11 protein-coding genes are annotated in these 20,638 nt (G+C 38.5%); 4 read left to right on the top strand and 7 right to left on the bottom strand.

Features of this window, described 5'->3' with window-relative positions:
• Nucleotides 1-485: 485 nt before the first annotated feature.
• Nucleotides 486-1,217, top strand: coding sequence for an SIMPL domain-containing protein (locus ACSV5T_RS08110; protein WP_438320740.1), 732 nt, complete (start codon nt 486-488; stop codon nt 1,215-1,217).
• On the opposite strand, the gene ACSV5T_RS08115 is transcribed toward ACSV5T_RS08110, so the two are convergent.
• Nucleotides 1,198-1,944 carry a ubiquinone/menaquinone biosynthesis methyltransferase gene (locus tag ACSV5T_RS08115; RefSeq protein ID WP_105090261.1) on the bottom strand — a complete coding sequence of 249 codons (747 nt, stop codon included), beginning with the start codon at nt 1,942-1,944 and terminating at the stop codon, nt 1,198-1,200. The genes ACSV5T_RS08110 and ACSV5T_RS08115 overlap by 20 nt on opposite strands.
• Before the next feature lie 343 nt (nt 1,945-2,287).
• Here ACSV5T_RS08115 and sstT point away from each other — a divergent pair, with 343 nt between their 5' ends.
• Entirely contained in the window at nt 2,288-3,508 is a 1,221-nt protein-coding gene (gene sstT, locus ACSV5T_RS08120; RefSeq protein ID WP_438320741.1) for a serine/threonine transporter SstT, read from the top strand.
• 144 nt (nt 3,509-3,652) lie between these two features.
• Nucleotides 3,653-5,170: a dihydrolipoyl dehydrogenase family protein gene (locus ACSV5T_RS08125; RefSeq protein ID WP_438320742.1), complete on the top strand. Its 1,518-nt coding sequence runs from the start codon at nt 3,653-3,655 to the stop codon at nt 5,168-5,170.
• A gap of 98 nt (nt 5,171-5,268) precedes the next feature.
• Here the strand turns inward: ACSV5T_RS08125 and ACSV5T_RS08130 are convergent, their stop codons facing one another.
• The 4 genes from ACSV5T_RS08130 to ACSV5T_RS08145 form a co-directional block, all read right to left on the bottom strand.
• Nucleotides 5,269-5,925 (bottom strand): peptidase, encoded by a 657-nt coding sequence (locus ACSV5T_RS08130; RefSeq protein ID WP_438320743.1) that lies wholly within the window; start codon nt 5,923-5,925, stop codon nt 5,269-5,271.
• 134 nt (nt 5,926-6,059) lie between these two features.
• Nucleotides 6,060-7,181, bottom strand: a complete 1,122-nt coding sequence (locus ACSV5T_RS08135; protein ID WP_438320744.1) for an AI-2E family transporter — start codon at nt 7,179-7,181, stop codon at nt 6,060-6,062.
• 191 nt (nt 7,182-7,372) lie between these two features.
• Nucleotides 7,373-8,398: an OmpA family protein gene (locus tag ACSV5T_RS08140; RefSeq protein ID WP_295825046.1), complete on the bottom strand. Its 1,026-nt coding sequence runs from the start codon at nt 8,396-8,398 to the stop codon at nt 7,373-7,375.
• A 326-nt stretch (nt 8,399-8,724) separates the two neighbouring features.
• A complete protein-coding gene (locus tag ACSV5T_RS08145) occupies nt 8,725-9,420 on the bottom strand; it encodes an MIP family channel protein (RefSeq protein ID WP_438320745.1) in 696 nt (231 codons plus the stop codon).
• 311 nt (nt 9,421-9,731) lie between these two features.
• Here ACSV5T_RS08145 and ACSV5T_RS08150 point away from each other — a divergent pair, with 311 nt between their 5' ends.
• Entirely contained in the window at nt 9,732-10,439 is a 708-nt protein-coding gene (locus ACSV5T_RS08150; RefSeq protein ID WP_438320746.1) for a glutamine amidotransferase, read from the top strand.
• A 350-nt stretch (nt 10,440-10,789) separates the two neighbouring features.
• Here the strand turns inward: ACSV5T_RS08150 and ACSV5T_RS08155 are convergent, their stop codons facing one another.
• Complete coding sequence (locus tag ACSV5T_RS08155) at nt 10,790-12,199, bottom strand: MATE family efflux transporter (RefSeq protein WP_438320748.1); 1,410 nt, start codon at nt 12,197-12,199, stop codon at nt 10,790-10,792.
• 256 nt (nt 12,200-12,455) lie between these two features.
• Nucleotides 12,456-20,588 carry an ESPR-type extended signal peptide-containing protein gene (locus ACSV5T_RS08160; protein ID WP_438320749.1) on the bottom strand — a complete coding sequence of 2,711 codons (8,133 nt, stop codon included), beginning with the start codon at nt 20,586-20,588 and terminating at the stop codon, nt 12,456-12,458.
• Between the last annotated feature and the right edge of the window lie 50 nt (nt 20,589-20,638).

Consider the following 20,638-nt stretch of genomic DNA (forward strand, 5'->3'; position numbering starts at 1 on the left):
ATGTCAAAACCCGCACTCTGGCATATGTTCAATCATATGATTGATTACCTATCATTGTTCAGTTTTCAAAGATCTGTTATCAGTTTCACGCTTCAGTGAAGCGCCATCTGACGACTTGATTATAATAACATGTGAACATTTTCATGTCAACACATTTTATAATCTTTTTTGAAGTTCTTTTGAACCTCTAAGTGCATTACTACACTCATTAAGAAACAGTCGCTCGAACGACTGTATGCATATTATAGTATAACCAAAATATAATGGCAACCCCTAATTCTCAATTTCACACAACTTTCATTACAGGTTCATTTTACAGTCCAAAATCAAAAGATTGATTTCATACAACCAATTATGTATAATGTAGCTGTAATATAGACTTTTCCGCTTATTCACTTCTATATTCTGATGTGATTCTATATTACGAATTAGTTCTATATTATAGTATTTATAAATAATACTATAATAGTGTAAGGAGATTGAGTATGAAATTATCCAAACGTTTATTATCTAAAACAGTTGCTATTGCTGCTGTATGTGCAACTATGGCTACTGCAGCCTTTGCTGCGCCACAAGGTACTTTTGATTCTTCTGAAATTCAAATTACAGGACAAGCCTCTCGTTCTGTAGCACCTAACTATGCGATCTTAACACTTGGTATTACTAGCGAAAACACTAATATCAATGCTGCAAAATCTAACAATGACCGCATCATGAGTGATTTGATTAGTAAATTAGGTCATTTAGGTATCGATAAAAAAGATATTTATACCTCTAATATTTCTATTAACCCTACTAGTGATTACCAAGAAGGCAAACGAATCAATACGGGTTATAATGTGTCTAATCGTGTAACTGTAAAAATCAATAATCTTGATAATGTAGGAAAAGCCGTTGATGCTGCTGTTAGCGCTGGGGCTAATGATATCAACAACCTTTCTTTCCAAAATGATGTATCTCAACAACTATCTGATTCATTAACTACAGAAGCAATTCAAGACGGTCGTCATAAAGCTGAGGTTATCGCTGCAGCCCTTGGCCGTACATTAGGACCTGTAAAAACAGTTTCTATCAGTACACCTCAAACAAGCTCTATGGACTCTGGTTACTATCGTAACGCAGTAATGTTAAAAGCGTCTCTCGAAACTGCTACTCCTGTTGAAAAAGGATCATTAGTAGTTTCTCAAGACGCTAATATTACTTATTATTTACAATAGAATTTTCTGGTACCACACCTTCGTGTACCGCTACAATGCCGCCTGTCAATTCATGATAGGTGGCATTTTCATATCCTAAAGATTTCCAAATTTCAAGAATCTCACTTTGATGTGGATATCTACGTAAGGATTCTGGTAACCACGCATAGGAGGAGTTATCCTTACTTAATTTACCTATAATAGGTAATATATAGGAGAAATAGAAATTATATAGCTGTTTGAAACCAAACATACTTGGTTTCGCTAACTCCAACACAACTACTTTCCCACCTGGTTTTACAACACGTTGCATTTCAGACAATACTTGTTTAATATCCGGTACGTTACGCATAGCAAAGCCGCTCATAGCCGCATCAAATGTATTATCTGCATATGGTAATGCCATTGCATCACCTTGAACAAGATTAACTTGATCTAGTAAACCAGCATCTTCAATGCGTACGCGACCTTGATCAAGCATCTCACTATTAAAGTCCAAAGCCTCTACCTTTAATGTTGGTTCTTGACGTAATGCTTCTTTTGTAAATACACAAGTACCACAAGCTACATCAAGTATTCGTTGATTTGGACCTATATTCATTGCTTTTACAGAAAATTTGCGCCAGTAATAATCTTGGCCAAAGCTTAAGACTGTATTCATCAAATCATAATTCTTAGCAATATTAGAGAATACACCTTGCACAAACTCTTCTTTATCTGCATATGTTTTAAATTCTTTCGTATTCATTATGGTCCTTTCACTAATCAAGAACTATATTCAAACTCTTTACTCGCATAGTATATCATACTATGACGCCTATCAAAAGAATCCTATTATATATACTATATATAGTAACTATGTAAAGAGCACATATTTAGTTAAAGTAAAATATTCATTACGCTTAAAACTAGCTTATTACAAAATAAACATCGTTATCAGTCACAGTAGATCCAATTTAACTATATATTAATAACTATGATATTCTCTATTGCCACTAATCTATGTTCGTTGTATAATGACATATGTCCATGTTGAAAAGATATTTTTTCCATGGTCTTTTATTAGTTTTTATTAAGTATTGGAGTGTACTATGAATCGATTTGTAAAATCAATCAATAGAGTCAGTCTAATCCAACAAATTATCATAGGTTTGATTATTGGTATTTTGACAGCTCTATATGTGCCAGAAGTGGCAAATGAACTTGCTTTATTAGGCGTTCTCTTTGTTGGTGCTTTAAAAGGGATTGCACCAATCCTCGTATTCTTCCTTGTTATTGCGGCTATCAGTAAACACCGTTCTGGTCAAAAAACAGGGATGGGATCTGTAATCACATTATATTTATTAGGTACATTCCTTTCTGCAGCGCTTGCTGTAGTCGTAAGCTTTATGTTCCCTACTACATTACACCTTGCAGCTAGTGCAGCTGATGCAGCTCCACCACAAGGGATCGTAGAGGTTATGAAAACACTTTTAAAAAATATTGTTGATAACCCTGTGAAAGCCTTAATGACCGCTAACTATATCGGCATTTTAGGTTGGGCCCTTATCATTGGTGGTGCGTTACGCCATGCACCAATGAATACTAAAGAAGTAATGGAGTCTATCGCTCAAGCTATTACAACTGTAGTAGGTTGGATTATCCGCTTTGCTCCTCTAGGTATTATGGGTCTCGTAGCTGACTCTATCGCTACTAACGGTATTGAAGCTTTAATCGGCTACTTCCAATTACTCGTATTACTACTTGGTTCTATGATTTTCGTAGCATTAGTAGTAAATCCACTTCTATCTTTTGTATACCTTCGTCGCAATCCATATCCATTGGTATTTAAATGTTTGCGTGAATCTGCTATCTATGCGTTCTTTACTCGTAGCTCTGCAGCAAACATTCCTGTTAACCTTGATTTAGCAAAACGTTTAAAACTTAACCCTGATATGTATTCCGTATCCATTCCATTGGGTGCTACTATCAACATGGGTGGTGCAGCGATCACAATTACAATCATGACATTAGCTGCTGCACATACACTTGGTATCGTTGTAGATGTCCCTACAGCAATCCTTTTATCTGTTATTGCTACAATCGGTGCTTGTGGCGCTTCTGGCGTTGCTGGTGGTTCCCTACTTCTAATTCCTCTAGCTTGTTCTCTATTTGGTATCTCCAATGATATTGCAATGCAAGTTGTAGGTGTAGGTTTCATCATTGGTGTTTTACAAGACTCCACAGAAACAGCTCTTAACTCCAGTACAGACATTCTCTTCACAGCTACTGCAGATTATGCAAAACGTGGCTACCACGAAAACTGGAATTAACACCTATAGGCGGTCCTTCGGGACCGTCTTTTTTTGTGTTCAATGGATAGAAAATCAGCCATCTATATTGATTTTCTTCAATATAATGTTATAATAGAGTTAATGATAATAACTATTAATAGATATAAATAGAAAGGAATCAACATGAAACAATACGATATTATTGTAGTTGGTACAGGTGGTGCAACCATCGTAGCTGATGCTGCTATCAAAGTGGGTAAAAAAGTAGCTATCATTGAAAAAGGCAAATTTGGTGGCACATGCCTAACTCGCGGTTGTATTCCTACAAAGGTTATGGTTACAGCAGCTAATGCAATCCAAGAGGTAGAAGAATTCAAAAAAATCGGTATTAATGTTAGCAATGCTACTATGGACTGGGACACCGTTTCTAAACGTACATGGTTTAAGATTGACGAATCCGCAGGCATCTACGATTATTACAACGCTTTCGATAATGTTGACGTATACCGTGGTGCAGCTAGCTTTGTATCCGATAAGGTTATGAACATTCATCTCAACGATGGCTCTGGTACTGTAGAAATCACAGCCCCTACTATTATTCTTGGTACTGGTGGCTATAGCAATATTCCGAATGTACCAGGCTTACAAGAGGCAGGTTATCTTTCTAGTGAAAGCCTTTTTGGCGATAAATTCCCTAAACAACCATATAAATCCCTCGCAGTACTCGGTGCTGGTCCTATCGGTGTAGAGTTTGGCCATGTATTTGATGCTGCTGGTACTGAAGTTACCATCATTCAGCATAATGTACGTCTTGTACCTAAGGAAGACGAAGAGATGTCTGAACATCTTCTCCAAAACTATCGTGCTCGCGGCATCAATGTTATATTGAACCAAGACACTGTTGAAATCCGTCAAGAAGACGGCCTCAAGGTAGTAGTCACAAAAGATCGTACTACTGGTGAAATTACAGAGACAAAGGTTGAAGAAATTCTAGTTGCTGCCGGTATTCGCCCTGCTGTCGAAGAATTACACCTTGAAAATACAGGTATTGAAACATTACCAAAAGGCTGGATCAAAACAAATGAATTCCTCGAAACATCTGTAGATGGTATCTATGCATTAGGTGATGTAAACGGCGAGCCTGCATTCCGCCACCGCGCAAACTACGAAGCAGATATTATCGCCCATAATCTATACTTTGCAAAAAACGAAGAAGATTTCCGTTGGGCACGCTATGATACATTGCCAAAGGTTACCTTCTCCTACCCTGAAATCGGTAGCGTAGGGCTAACTGAAGCAGAAGCTATTAAAGCGGGTTACAATGTAGGTGTAGGTAAAAACTACTACTCCTCTACAGCTAAAGGTTATGCAATGGGTATTAATCCTGGCGATGTAAATGATGGCTTTGTAAAAATCGTAGTCGATAAAGATACAAATCATATCCTTGGTATGCATGTAACAGGCCCTCAAGCCTCCATCTTATTCCAACCTTACGTTAACCTTATGAATAGCGGTGTAACACCATTGACAGCTATCAATGAAGAAATCGCTTCTGAACGTACAAAACGGTTACGTGAAAAAGGTATTACTCGTGATATGGATCCTAAATCCGTTATCACTGTAGGTGAAACTATGAGTCCACACCCTTCTCTTGTAGAGGTAATTATGTGGACACAAGTATACTACGAACACCGTTGGTAATACTAACTACATAATAACTACGTAATAACAATGTAACAACGACAAAAAGGACTGTGTATAAACACAGTCCTTTTATTATGTCGAATATTCTAAATGGATTAACGGCCCATATCAATAGTGTTATCCCAAATAATATTTGTTCTGCGACCATCGAAGCCTTGATCTGGTTCAGGAGGTAATTTACTAGATTTAGTTTGACCTACATAAGCACCTGTTTCAGCGTCTACAGTAACTACAGTCTTTTTACCGTCTTGATGCATTGTCATATAGTATAGGATTTTACCTTCATGAGCTTCAATTTTCCAGCCTTTTACAACTGCATCAGCACCAAGTTGTTGTTTTGCAACGCGTTCAGCTTGAGCTGCTTCAATTACTTTATCCTTATTGAAAATCTCACCAATAACTTTTTTAGGTTTGCCACCCTCTTCCATATCGGAAGTATTACCAGTGATTACGTCTATTTTCATTTTGTATTGATGATATTTACTATAACCTACTACTTTGTAACCATAGTTCAAATCGTTGGAGTTAAGCTCTACAGAATGTAGTGCTGCATTAGGATAGCGATTTTGGAAAATAGTACCAATTTTACTCATAGTCATAACCATGGATTCGCCTGGTGCACGTTGTACAGAAATATCAGTACTTGTTTCAGGTTTTGTTTTACGCGCATCTGCTACACTTGGTGTAGCAACGGACAATACGCCAACCGCTAATACACCTGTTAATGCCATAGAAATTAACTTTTTATTCATTACATATCCTCCTACTATATACAATGCTTTTACCAATAATAAAAGTCATCTGTATACTAGAATTACTATAAGTTCGTGCTATATACAACAGCACACAAAACATACATAAATAGATATATTATTTAGACAATATACTATAAACCTTCATTTGATGCAAGTCGATCATCTACGTCAGTCATGAGCAATTTGTAACATGTAGCTACTAAAGGTACGCCAATCAACATGCCAGTAACGCCCATTAAACTACCGCCAACAATAACAGCTGCAAACACCCACAAACCAGGTAAGCCAACGGAATTACCTACGATCTTAGGATAAATAAAGTTACTTTCAATTTGATGAAGCACTTCTAAGATAATCACATAGATCAATGCATCCATAGGGCTTACAGTGAGTAAAATAACCGCACCTATCACGCCGCCCACATAAATACCTAGCAATGGAATTAATGCAGTAAGGCCGATAACACAGGCAATTGTAGTGGCATATTCAATATTGAATGCCCATAATGAAATACCAACCATGATACCTAAAATCAAGGCATCTATGAACTGGCCTACAAAGAAGTTACTGAACGTTTGAACAGCAACACGTGTAACATAACTAACACGGTTAACCCACTCATCAGATGCATAGGCCCTTAAAATACGTTTACCTTGCATCATAAGTCGCTCTTTATCGAGCAACATATAAATGGCAAAGATTAAACCTAAACCTATATTCAAAGTCCACGATAAGGCTGTCCCCATCGCATTCACAAGGTATGTACCACCCTTTGTGCCCCACTCGCGCGTATACTTCACAACACTTTCACCACTCAAGGTATCCATCAATGTTTGATTGGATGCCATTGGAATAGTTGATGTAAGATGTTGCATCCAAGATTGGAAGTCTGTATACAACTGCGGTGAAGAAGCCACGATGATCGACATGGAGTGAATCAATTGTGGAATCGCCATGCGAGCAATAAAATAGACGATAGCACTGATTGTGACAAAGGATAAAACGAGGCTTAAAGGTCGTCTAATTTTATTTTTCCAACCTGTTTTACTCTTGGGCCACAGCCAGCGTTCATAACGCACCACTAGAATATCTAGCACAAATGCGATACAAGCACCTACTATAAGCGGAACAAAAGCTGTAACGACGGCATCAATAGCATTAGCAATATCGCTGATACGCAGTGCCATCATAATCATAACACCCGCCAATATTATGGCCCCTATGAGCGGTTTATAATACTTAAATCTTTTCATATATAACCTACTTTACTATACTCACAACGCATACATTACCAAAACTTAATGAACATTGTATGACCTACGATTGTATGCAAGCTTAGTATAACACAAAAGTCCACCTTATCACATGCTCGGTCCCCCGATGAACACGAGAGCATGATAGAAGGTGGACTATATTGTATGTCTAATCTAAATTAGATTAAAGATTAGCGATGAATGTAAACGTCTACACGACGGTTTTCAGCTTTACCTGCTGCAGTGGAGTTAGTTGCAACTGGTTTAGTGTCGCCATTAGCAATACCGATTAAACGATCAGCAGATACGCCGTTGTTTACTAAGTATTGAGCTACGTATTGTACGCGGCGTTCAGACAAGCCAACGTTGTATTGAGGAGTTGCGTCAGTATCAGCATTACCCAACAATTTAACTTGGTCTTGAGAGTATTGGTTAGCAGCATTTACAGCAGCTGTTAAGTTTGGATATTGGTCTGCACGAGCTACATCTTGGTCGGAATCGAAGTAGATGGAGTCTACATAGTAATCCAATTTAGGAGTTTTGTATACAGGAGCTTCTACAACAGGAGCTGGAGCTGGAGTGTATACAGGTGCTGGTGCTGGAGTTGCTACAGGAGCTACTGTTTTGTGACCACCGAAACGGTAGGACAAACCAACTACAGGACCTTGGAAGGATACGTTTTCAGTATCAGTATCTTGTGTATTGATATAACGGTAACCAGCGTTGATATCCAAGTCTTCGTTTACTTTGTAGCCTAAGCCAGCTTCCCAAGTTGTAGTTTTCTTAGTACCTACACCAGCTTTACCGTAAACTTCTACTTTGGAGCCAAGGTTAGCTTTACCAATTACACCTGCTTGTGCAATGTTGTTAGTGCCATCACCATCATTATTATGGATGCGTGCATAACCACCATATACTGCGAAGTTTTTATTCAAGGATTGAACCAAGTTAACTTCATGCATGTTTGTATCAAGATGTTTGGAATTTAAACCATGGTAACCATATTGAACAGCAGTTTTGTCAGACAAAGCATAAGTCAAACCACCATCAAAGTTCCATTTGTGAGCATCTTTAAAACCTTCAGTTTTAGTTTCAACATTTGCTGCACCAAGATCAACTTGGAATTCACCTTTGTTGAATTGAGTTTGTGGAGTTGCGCCAGCTACGGATACGCCTACAGCAGCAACTGCCAATAAAGCTAATAATTTTTTGTTCATTATAATTCCCTCCAATAACAGCCTTTAACAATACACAGGCCTTTGGTAATAATATACTTTCATTGTACACAACTTTTCGATAAATTTCAATATCTTTTATGAAATTATCATGAGGATTTCGAAATTTATCTATACATAGATGTTATAAATTCTAAATTCAGAAATATAACTATCTTTATAATATAGGAATATTGAGGTTCTAATTATAGGATAGATGAGCTAATCCTTTATTCTTTTAAGATATATCTTATACTTATCTTAGCAAATCTTTAAATTCAACTGAATAAAAGAAAACACCTACGTTTCCGTAGGCGTTATAGATTCAATTAGTTTTCTTTCACAGAGAACCATGCACGATGGAATACAGCTGCAATCGCACCACCTACTAAAGGAGCCACGATGAAGAGCCATACTTGAGCCAATGCTTCACCACCAGTGAATACAGCTGGAGCTAATGCACGAGCTGGGTTTACAGATGTACCTGTCAACGGAATACCGATCAAGTGAACCATTGTCAATGTAGCACCAATTACAAGACCTGCAAGAGCAGATGTTTTTTCACTAGCTGTTACGCCAAGGATTACAAGTACGAATACAAATGTAAGGAATGTTTCCACTACAAATGCACCGCCCATGGAAAGGCCAACTGTACTTAATGTACCGTAGCCATCAGCACCAAAACCAGAAAGTGTTTCAGAGCCATTTACGACTACACTCAATAAACCTGTACCAGCGAAAGCACCGATAACTTGAGCTACAACATAACCGGCAAAATCCTTAGCAGACATACGACCAGAAAGCCATACACCAATGGATACTGCAGGGTTTACGTGGCAACCAGATACGTGACCGATTGCGTATGCGCCGGCAACGATTGTCAAACCGAATGCTAATGCAATGGCAACAACGCCCAAGTAACCCAAACCAAGACCACCAGTAAAGCCACCTGTTACAACGGCAGTACCAGTACCAAAGAATACCAAAATCATTGTGCCAATAAATTCAGCAATATACTTGTTCATGTTCTTCCTCCTTACAATACCTTCATGAACTAAAAGGCATGTCTTCCCTCTCTATGGGATTTCATGTTACTCTCATCATTATAAACATTTTCTAAATTATGTCAACGACTTTTTTCGATATAATTTCACAAAATGTATTTTCCTGAATTTTAATATCTATATCTGTTAATAAGACAGTATTTACCTAGTATTTTTATATATCATGATTTTCATCACACAATAAATTCTATAGAATATGATATACTGATACTACATACTTTGTAGAAATTACTATTATATATAGAGTTATATCGAGCTATATAGGAGGAACCATGAGCAAAACAGCTTATATTGTACGTCATATTAACTTTGAAAATGCCGGTATTTTAGAGTCAGTCCTTACTAATCGAGGGTTTGAACTAACATACATCGAGGCTCCCCTTGCCAATTTTGAACACTATGATGCAACAGCGGCTAATTTAGTCATCGTCTGCGGTGCCCCTATTGGCGCTTACGATGAAGAACTCTATCCGTTCTTAACTGATGAAATCAAATTCATTACAGATCGTATTAATAGTAAAAAGCCATTGCTAGGCATCTGTTTAGGCGCTCAACTCATTTCCCGTATCATGGGTGGTCACGTAGGACCTATGAAGCATGGTAAGAAAGAAATTGGCTTTGGCCCGCTAGAATATACGCCTGAAGGCGCCTCCTCCCCACTAGCATTGCTAGGCAATGTACCAGTTCTTCACTGGCATGGTGATGAATTTGAAATCCCTAAAGGTGCGGTGCGCCTTGCTAAAACAGAGTTATGCCCAAATCAAGCATTCTCCGTAGGCACACATATTTTAGGTCTTCAATTCCATATGGAGGCTGATCCTGCTTTCATTGAAAGTTGGCTTGTAGGCCATTGTGCAGAGCTTTCTAATGCAGGTATCGATATTCCTAAACTTAGAGAAGATGCAAAACGCCTACTCCAAGAGTTACCTGCTGCAGGAAAAGCCGCATGTATCGCCTGGCTTGAACAAAATCATTTATAAAACAAAAACCGCCTTAGCTGAACTAAGGCGGTTTTTGTTTGTTTCTTATATATATCCCTTACATATATACATGAAATCATAGATTTCTGGTCCGATAACACATTCCCCAATGTGTCATTTTTTCCACATTTCGTATTGTACATCAAACAAATTGAATATGCAAGAACTTTTTCATAAACCTTTCATAAATTATTTTAATTTTTTCAATATAGAAAGTGATAAGTAGCAGAAAACACAGATATTATCTATACCAAAGCTCTATATCGAATACTATAAAATTTAGGTTTTATATGAAAAAATACTATTTAAATGATAGTCAAAGTTAATATTCCTGTCATTTCCATGTAAGATTAAACTATCTTATGCTGCCATGCACCACGAATAAATCGAATATAGGAGCAACATAATCGTAAGGACTGGTCAAAGCATAAGGATAACCATGCGCCTAAAAGCCCTAAACCTAATGTAATACACAATAGGTATGTAATGATAGGCCGAATAATAGCTACACTAACAAGGGAATATTTCATAATATAATATGTATCCCCTGCCCCTTTTAGAACACCAGAATATACTTGCTGTAATGCTTGAGGGAATGCTGCAACAGCCATAATCCCCATTAAGGCACCCGCTAAGGTAACGACTTCACTTTCACGAGTATACAACTGTACTAATAGATCGCCAGGGCCAATAAATATGAGAGCACTTACAAGGCCTACTACTAGACCGATGCGGGCACCAATTTTACCATAGGTTTTCGCAATATCTGGTCGTTTATGACCAAGACACTGTCCCGTATGAGACGCACCGGCAAAGCCGAGGCCCATCGCAAAGTAATAGAATATATCCATCAAATTCATACATACATAATGTGCTGCTAAAGGTACGGCACCTAAGGAGGCAACAATCATGGTGTACGTATACATACCAAAACGTTCAAAGAACTGTTCCCCTAGTGAACTACCACCAACGTGGAACATGGTATGTAACACCGTTCGTTCGAACTTCCATTTTGAAGGATGCCTCAAGGTTAATCCCGTAGTCGTATGTTGTGAAATCGTACGCAATAATAATAGTGCAATGACAGCACTACTGATCATTGTAGAAACGCCAGCGCCCATAACGCCGAGCTCAGGGAAGAAACCAATACCATAAATTAAGAAGAAGTTCATTATCGTATTCAGTATATTCCCTACTACATTGGATTTAAAAATAACCTTTGTATTGCCATATCCAATAAGTGCAGCCCCTACAATTTGACTAAAGGATTGGAATATAAGACTAATGACAATAAAACGTCCATACCACACAGCCGTTTCAATATAGCCATCTTCAGCACCGGTAAAGCGTAAGATATGTTCTAAATTAAAGAGACATATCGCTAATAGAGGTACATAAATCAAGAAATTCAATAGAATGGATTGTTTAAGTACAGCATTCATGCCATCTACTTCGCCTTCACCGTGACGGCGAGCTATAATAGCCGTTACCGCAATCGATAAAGCACGACAGAATATGAGCATCACCATCTCTGGCTGTCCCATAATCCCTACCGAAGCAAGAGCAGATGCACCAAGAGCACCAACCATTGCCAAATCGATGGCCGTCATAAATTGTAACATTAAGCCTTGTAATGTAGCTGGCCAAGCTATTTTCAAGTAATTACCATATAGCTGCTTTGTAGTCCCTACAGGGCCTAATCGTTCTGCAGCAGGCAACATAGAATCTATGGAAAGCCATCGTTGTATGCGGTCTAACATAGTATCTCCTATTCATGCAAGATCGTACAAGGTAGAGCTAACATCTAACTCCTAATATCTTCTGTATTATATCACAATAATATATGAAAAGTCATTCATATATTATGATTATATTTAATAATCTATATCAAAATTGCAAAAAAGAACCTCTTATAGTATCCGAATATACCCTACTAGGTATATCAGTATATAAGAGGTTCTTTTATTTCTGATCAGACTTTATATTAGCCTAGATTTTGATACGAACTATCAATTACTAGCCTTTAGATGCTAACAATTGGCTAACTGCTGCACGCAAGTCCTCTAAACCTTGTTTAGTTTCAGCTAACTCTTGACGTTGACGTTCATTTTCTGCTTCCAACGTATTGAGACGAGCTGCTTGATCTGCGATAACAGTCTTTTGTTCGCTATTTTCTTTCTTGAGACTAGATACTTCATCTTGCATTACATACACAGAGCTAATAGGGCCTGCTTTGTAACGATCAGGAATATTTTTCTTTTCTGGGCTAGAGCCAAATTTGTGAGTTACCCCAGCATTTACCATATTACGGTTTGCACCGAGAGATACGCCAACATTGAACATTGTATCTTCGTTTGTATAGTGTGCAAGACCTAAGGCCGCTGCTGTTTCACCGCGATAGTTACCAACACCAGCCATCACTTGAGTTGGTTCCAATGGGTCATATTGAATTGGTTTCAACGCTGCCATTGCTGCTGCATGCGCACCTACGCGTTGTACCTCACCTGCTACTTGACCAATAGCATCGCCGATTCTAGCATTAGATGCTTTCAACTGACTAACATTAACAGCATCAGTATCATCTGTACCAGGTGCAATACCTTTAAGTTGGTTATTACCATTATTAAGGCCATCCTTAGTCAAAGAAATAGTGCCTGCATTAGGATTATTAGGATTTGCACTGCCTGGTGTAATTGTTATGCCATTACCATCTGTGACAGTTGTGTTACCTGCTGCATCTTTAAATGTAGCAGACTTCATATCCTTCAGTTCAGGATTTACTGCATAACTAATTGTTTTACCTGCTTGGCTAACCATCATATTATTGCCCGCTTTGAAAGTAACTGTTTCATCAGTTTTTACTTTTTCAGCTGTTGCAGTAGGTGTGCTGTTAATACCAGAGCCTTCTGTACCAATAGTTGCATTCCATCCAGCATTTTCAACGGCGGATTTAACTTGATCTTCCGTAGCAGCTCGGCCAGATGCAATATTATTTGGATCCCAAGTTTTGTTAGTTAATCCTGTAACAACACCATCTTTGCCATTTACTGCAACAGGATTATTACCACCTGTAGTAATAATGCCATCTTTACCATCGATACCTACAGTACCAATTGTAGCCTTGCCATCCTTACCATCAAGAGCAATCTTATCGCCAGCTTTTACAGAACCATTTTTGCCATCGATAGCAACTGCATTAGCACCATCACCAGCCTTGATTGTACCAGTTGTACCATCTACAGTAACTGCCTTAGTTGGATCTGTACCCAATGTAACCTTATCATTCAACTTGTTATCGTAAATGATATGTCCATCAGCGGCAGTTGTTTTAGTCAATACAATATTTCCTGTAGTACTACCAGCACTTTCACCACCATTAGCAGTCAATTCTGTTTTAGACGCCTTAGACTTAGCCTCTAATTGACGTACATTGACAGCATCGGTATCATCTGTACCATCTGCAATGTTAGAAATCTTATTGCCACCATTATTGAGACCATCCTTAGTCAAGGATACAGGATTCTTACCAGATGTAGTAATAGTTACACCATCTTTAGTAAGAGCTGTGTTATTACCATTACCATCATCGATAACTGTACTATCTGCTGTAGAAGTATTTGTTTTTGTACCATCCGTAATCTTAGTACCATCTGCAGTTGTTGCTGTAGACTTAGTACCATCTGCTACTGTATTACCAGCTGCAGTAGATGTATTGGTTTGAGTACCCGCAGTTTGTGTAATGGAATCACCATTGATAACAGTTGTGTTATTACCAGTACCATTGAAGCTTGCAGAGTTCATATTCACAAGGTCTTTATTCAAGGAATATGTGAAGTCACGCTCATTTTGGTTGATGGTGATATTTTCACCAGCAATCATTGTAACCTTTGCGTCTTTACCTACTTTTGCATCTGTCTTAGTACCAGTTTGTTTACCAGATGTAGCAGCATCTTTATCTGCCGTAATTTGCCATGTTTGGTTAGCTGCAGCATCAGCTACTACTTTCAATTGATCCTCAGTAGCAGCACGGCCAGAAACAGCATTACCATCCCAAGTCGTATTAGCGAGACCTGTTACATGGTTATTTGTACCATCTACTGTAACGCCACCAATATTAGCAGCTTTACCTGTAATAGTACCAGTAGTACCATCTAACGTTACTGCCTTATTACCACCTGTTGTAATTGTATTATTTACACCATCGATAGCTGCACTACCAATAGTAGCCTTACCAGCTGTACCATCAATAACAATGGCATTAGCACCAGTACCAAATGTCAATGTATCATTAAGTTTTACATTATATACTGTATGACCATCTGCAGCAGTTGTAGATGTTAATTTTACATTGCCAGTTGTTGCGTTAGCCGCTTCATCATCATTAGCAGTAATTTCTGTTTTAGATGCTTTTTTAGCTGCATTAATAGCATCTGCTACATTCTTAGCTGTTGCCACACCATCTGTAGCAGGGCCTGTAACAGTGCCATCTGTACCAGCTGTGATAGCCGCTGTTTTTACATCATATTTAACAACGCCTGCATCATCGATAGTAGCAGTTGTTAACGTGCCATCTTTAAAGTTCAAGCCATCAGCTAAGGATACTTGTTTAGCTGTACCATCATTTGCTTTATAAGACAATTTAGTCTTAGTCGCAACTTTAGCGCCATCAATAGTTACCTTGTAGTCCTTAGTTGTGCCATCTGCACTTGGTGTGCCTGTAACAGTCAACGGATTATCCGCATCAGTTGTATCAGTACTTACTGTAACTGCACTTACCGCAGATTTCTTAACCTCTGCTTCAGATACTTTTACAGTTAAGTTTTTACCATCTGCATCAGTTGTTACGTATTTACCGTCACCTTTGATGCCCAATATATCATCTTTAAGATTTACTATACCGGCAGATGTATTAGTATCGCCAGCAAATTTCAAGTTGATTGCATCAGTACTTGCTTTAGCAGCCTTGTTGATAGCATCTGCTACATTTTTAGCTGTTGCTAAGCCATCATCACCTGTTACAGATGCCGCACCTGTTGTGGCATTGCTATCGATAGTAGCACGTTTTGTAGAAACCTCTACAGTATTGCCATTCATCTTTGTAGATACAAAGTCGCCTGTAGCCCCTTTTACATTGAATGCTACATCACCATCTTTTAAAGATTGGCTAGATGTTGTGCCACTATCTGCGCCAAGAGAAACCTTACGACTCACAGCCGCTGCAGCATCATTGATCTTGGTCTTAGTATCATCATTAATATCAAATGTTACCTTGCCATCATTATCTACAGTAGCTTTTGTCATTGTTCCATCTACAAAGTCTAAGCCTTTAGACAATTTAACGGACTTAGCATCTGTATCAGCTGCGCTATTAGCACGATATGTTAACGTTTGGCTTGCTACAGTATCTTTCAACTGTTTTACATTTACCACATCAGTATCATCTGTACCTTCTGCAACCTCTTTAATTTTGTTGCCACCAGCATTGATTTCATCAAGGGTAAATTGAACTTCTTTACCTGCTGCAGATTGGAATGCCATGCCTTGAGCACTACCTTGAGCAAAATTCCCATCTTCATCATTAAACATGAGATTTTTAGAATCAAGAGAGCTGCTATTAGGTCCGGCTTGTAAAGATAAAGTACCAACGTCTAAATAAGTATTTGCTGTATTCGGTTGATTTACATCAATACCATTATTGATTCTAATACCATCACGGTCAATTTGTGTATAATTACCTACAGCTGGATCACCAAACTTACCGCTAGCATTAATTGCATCAAACTTGATTGTCTCACCCACACCATTTTCAAGAGAAATAGAGTTTAATTTCTTAAGATCTTTATTTAATGTGGTAGCAATATTTTTGCCAGTTTGTGTAACTGTAATATTGTTATCACCAGTAAAGTCTACAGTATCTCCGCCGGCTACAGTGGTCGGTGTATCACCATTAGCAGATAGTTTCCATGCTGCACCATCTTTAGCTTGGCTAGCCGCTTTGTTAATAGCATCGGCCACGTTCTTAGCAGTTGCTAAGCCATCATCACCTGTAACAGAAGCAGTACCTGCAGCATCGCTGTTGATAGTAGCACGTTTTGTAGAAACTTCTACAGTGTCGCCATTCATCTTCGTAGAAATGAAATCACCAGTAGCACCTTTTACATTGAATGCTACATCACCATCTTTTAAGGATTGGCTAGATGCTGTACCACTATCTGCACCAAGGGAAATATTACGAGCTACTGCATTAGAAGAATTATCAACTTTAGTTTTAGTATCTGCATCTAAACCAACTGTAATAGTTTGACCATTTACAGTTGCAGTTACACCATTTGTACCAGCTACATTAAGTTTTTGGTTTTTAAGATCAATGGTACCGTTATTTGTACCATCTGTAATATTTAAGTTTTGAGACAAGTTAGCAACAGCTTGCTTAACATCACCAATATTTGCTGCATTAGTATCAGTTGTACCGCCACTAGCAACATTAGTAATTGTCTTGTTACCACCGTTGATACCATCAGTTTTATCAATGGAGATACCTCCTACAGTTACTTTATCTGTTGTGATACCAGTACCTGTAATAGCAGTCGTACCATTTGTTAAGCCAGATGTATTCATTACTGTGTTACCAGCAGTAATAGAATCTACTGTAAGATCTTTCTTTGTGGCTACAGTAATTTTCTTTTTATCTGTACCATCTTGAGTGATTACGATATTATCGCCATTGATAAGATCTACTGTATCCCCACCTTGTACAGATGTTTTATCTGTTGTGCTGGAATTTGTTGTAAGATTCCATGCTGCACCAGCTTTAGCCGCATCAGCTGCTTTATTAATAGCATCAGCTACATTTTTAGATGTTGCTAAGCCATCATCGCCTGTTACAGATGCTGCTCCTGTATTAGCATCGCTAGTAATAGCTGCACGCTTAGTGGAAATTTCAACAGTGTCGCCATTCATCTTCGTAGAAATGAAATCACCTGTCGCACCTTTCACATTGAATGCCACATCACCATCTTTTAAGGATTGGCTAGATGCTGTGCCGCTATCTGCACCAAGAGAGATGTTACGAGCTACTGCTGTGGACGCATTATCTACTTTAGTTTTTGTAGCTGCATCAAGACCTACTGTAACAGTTTGGCCATTTACAGTTGTAGTTACACCATTAGTGCCAGATACAGTAAGCTTTTGATTTTTAAGGTTAACAGCACCATCTGTAGTGCCATCAGAAACAGTAAGATTTTGAGACAAACCGTCTACCGCTTTATTGATAGAATCCGCTACATTTTTAGCAGTCGCTAAACCATCTGTAGGGCTATTTACTTTAGCTTTACCATCAGCATCATTAGTAATCGTTTCAGTGGCAGTAGAAATAGTTACAGTACCATTTGTACCTACCGTAGCTTTTGTAAAAGTACCATCTGTAAAGTTTAAACCATTTGCCAAGGACACTTTGTTTGCATTAGCACCATTAGCTTTGTATGTTAATTGTGTTTGATTAGCTAGCTTAGTAGTATCGATACCAACAGCATAATCCTTGGAGTTAGTACCCGCTGTTGGTGTTACAGTAATAGGATTATTCGCCGTATTAGCCTTGCTAACAGTTACTGCACCTACAGCTAAATCTTTTACTTTAGCAGAATCAACAGCTACTTGTACACCTGTAGCAGAAGCCTTAGTAGTAACTAGATCGCCATCACCAGCTACTTTAAAGGTCGCATCACCGTCTTTAAGATACTTAAGACCTGTAGATCCTGTATCACCGGTTAAACTAATACCTTTAGTCGTAGCATTTACCGTATTCTTGTCTAGACCAACAACAAGACTACCATTATTCGTACCCAATAAATCAGTTCTAATACCATTAGCCCCAATTACTTTTAGTGGACTTTCACTAAGCTTAACAGTACCAGTTTTAGAATTTGTATCTAGGTTTAATGTAACAGCAGCTACAGCATTCTTTACATCTGTAATATTGGCTGCATTAGTACCTACATTACCACCGCTAGAAACATTGGTAATTTGTTGACCACCTGCACTAATACCATCTGTACCAAACTTAACAGTTTTCGTAGCAGTTTTTGCAGTTAAACCATCACGAGTTATGGTCACATTATTACTACCAGTAGTCGAACCAATTTGAAGCGTTGTATTACTCAATACATTATAGCCGGCTTTAAATGAATCGCCAGTAAAGTTTCTACCTTTTACAGAACCATTTGTACCATCTAGAGTAATTTGATTGCCACCAGAAGAAACCGTAACAGATCTATTAGCTTTCACAGTATCTACAGTAATCGCCTTATTCAAAGAAGTAGTAATTTTTTTGCCACTACGAGTTACTGTAATATTGTTGTCCCCACCAAAGATTACAGTATCTGATTTATTAATTACTTCAGGAGCACTAGGATCCCTGTCTGCCGCTAATTTCCAATGATATGAATTGGCAGAAATGGCTTTATTGATAGCATCCGCTACATTTTTAGAATCAGCCATGCCTGCAGCATTTGCAGAAGCTTGACCATTTGTGACATTAATATTTTGTGTTTTACCGGAAATTGTAAGATTTTGACCGTTGGCAGCTGTTGTAATATATGTATTATCGCCCTTAATGCCTAATGTACTATTTGCAATATTTACATTGCCAGTATTTACATTACCAGAGAACGCAAGGTTAACGCTCTTTAATTGGGCTACGTTAACTGCATCTGTATCTTTTGTGCCCGCTGCAAGACCTGTAAGTTGACGTGTTACAGTAGTACCATTACCAATAGAAACGGCACCAGTTGTACTAGTAAGTACATTGCCAGTTAAACCAGAATAAATATCTGTACGGTTTGTATTAGGATTATAACCTTTATTAGTAACACCACCTATTACATTAGCAACTGAATCTCGACCTAAAGCAACACCACCATCTACGGTAGCTATAGAATCAGGACCAATAGCAACAGATTTAACAGCACTTGCATTAGCTCTAGTACCAATAGCAATAGAATGTTGAGATGTGGAGTTAACGCGACTGCCTATGGCAATTGATTCTAGACCATTAGCTGTCGTAGCAGAACCGATTGCAAGAGCTCTATTGCCTGTAGCTTTCGTTGGAGTAGATCCATAAGAACCAATGGCAATAGTTCCATCACTATTTGCTGAAGCACTACCACCTAACGCCACAGAATTATCACCATCAGCCGTTACATTCATCCCCATAGCAACACTATTAAATTTATTAGACTTAGCAGCTTGACCAACTGCAACACCGCCTAACGCAGCCGTAGTTTCATTAGTACCAACAGCAACACCATTTTTACCAGATGCAGAGGACTTATGACCTACTGCAAGGGAATTTTCCCCAGTAGCAGTAGTTTGCATACCAACAGCAGTAGCCGATGTAGCATTAGCGGTAGACAAAATGCCTAAAACTGTTGAAGACGCACCTGTAGATGTATTCTTTCTACCTACTGCTACCGCACCTTCACCAGTAGCTTGAGATTCAGAACCAACAGCTAGAGAATTAGATGTTTTAGCATTTGTCTTATAACCAATACTTACACCTGCACCCCCATCTGCCTTAGCAGCAGTACCAATAGCTACGCTATATCCACCAGAAGCAACAGCATAATTATTAAATTGATCGGATGATGCGCCACCAATAGCAACATCGCCAGCATTAGTTGCTTGTGCATATGTACCACCCGCGAAAGCACCAAAACCAGTCGCATTAGTAGCACTACCAATAGCAGTACCACGAACACTAGAATTCGCGATTAGGCCTAAGGATACACCACCTCTGCCAGTCGCATGAGCACCAGCACCAATAGCTACAGCTGGTTGAGCTGGATCAGCATATTGTGAATTAGCTATTGCTCTGTAACCGATAGCAATAGATTGATTACTGTTGGACTGGGATTCATTACCGATAGCAAGACCATTAGTTAAGTTTGAATATATTTTAGTACCGCCCTCAATAGTTCCAGTCGGTCTATCTGCTGCAGTTACATCTGCAACTACACCAACTTGCATTGCCAAGGCAGCTAAGATACTTGCTACTACGATTTTCTTTTTCCCTGTTTTATTTTTTGCCATTTCAGATACTACAACATAGCACTGTTTGGACTTAGACCAAATGACTTTAAATATCTTATTCATACATTTTCCTTCTTTAAATTACTAACCCTCAACTATATGAATTATATGTT

It is taken from the genome of Veillonella sp. ZSJB6 (assembly GCF_051549505.1).
Taxonomy (GTDB): Bacteria; Bacillota; Negativicutes; order Veillonellales; family Veillonellaceae; genus Veillonella.

Coding starts and splice junctions, on each gene's coding strand:
- ACSV5T_RS08130 (WP_438320743.1), bottom strand. CDS start 5,925: ATGAATAAAAAGTTAATTTCTATGGCATTAACAGGTGTATTAGCGGTT.
- ACSV5T_RS08140 (WP_295825046.1), bottom strand. CDS start 8,398: ATGAACAAAAAATTATTAGCTTTATTGGCAGTTGCTGCTGTAGGCGTA.
- ACSV5T_RS08150 (WP_438320746.1), top strand. CDS start 9,732: ATGAGCAAAACAGCTTATATTGTACGTCATATTAACTTTGAAAATGCC.
- ACSV5T_RS08155 (WP_438320748.1), bottom strand. CDS start 12,199: ATGTTAGACCGCATACAACGATGGCTTTCCATAGATTCTATGTTGCCT.
- ACSV5T_RS08145 (WP_438320745.1), bottom strand. CDS start 9,420: ATGAACAAGTATATTGCTGAATTTATTGGCACAATGATTTTGGTATTC.
- ACSV5T_RS08135 (WP_438320744.1), bottom strand. CDS start 7,181: ATGAAAAGATTTAAGTATTATAAACCGCTCATAGGGGCCATAATATTG.
- ACSV5T_RS08110 (WP_438320740.1), top strand. CDS start 486: ATGAAATTATCCAAACGTTTATTATCTAAAACAGTTGCTATTGCTGCT.
- ACSV5T_RS08115 (WP_105090261.1), bottom strand. CDS start 1,944: ATGAATACGAAAGAATTTAAAACATATGCAGATAAAGAAGAGTTTGTG.
- ACSV5T_RS08125 (WP_438320742.1), top strand. CDS start 3,653: ATGAAACAATACGATATTATTGTAGTTGGTACAGGTGGTGCAACCATC.
- sstT (WP_438320741.1), top strand. CDS start 2,288: ATGAATCGATTTGTAAAATCAATCAATAGAGTCAGTCTAATCCAACAA.
- ACSV5T_RS08160 (WP_438320749.1), bottom strand. CDS start 20,588: ATGAATAAGATATTTAAAGTCATTTGGTCTAAGTCCAAACAGTGCTAT.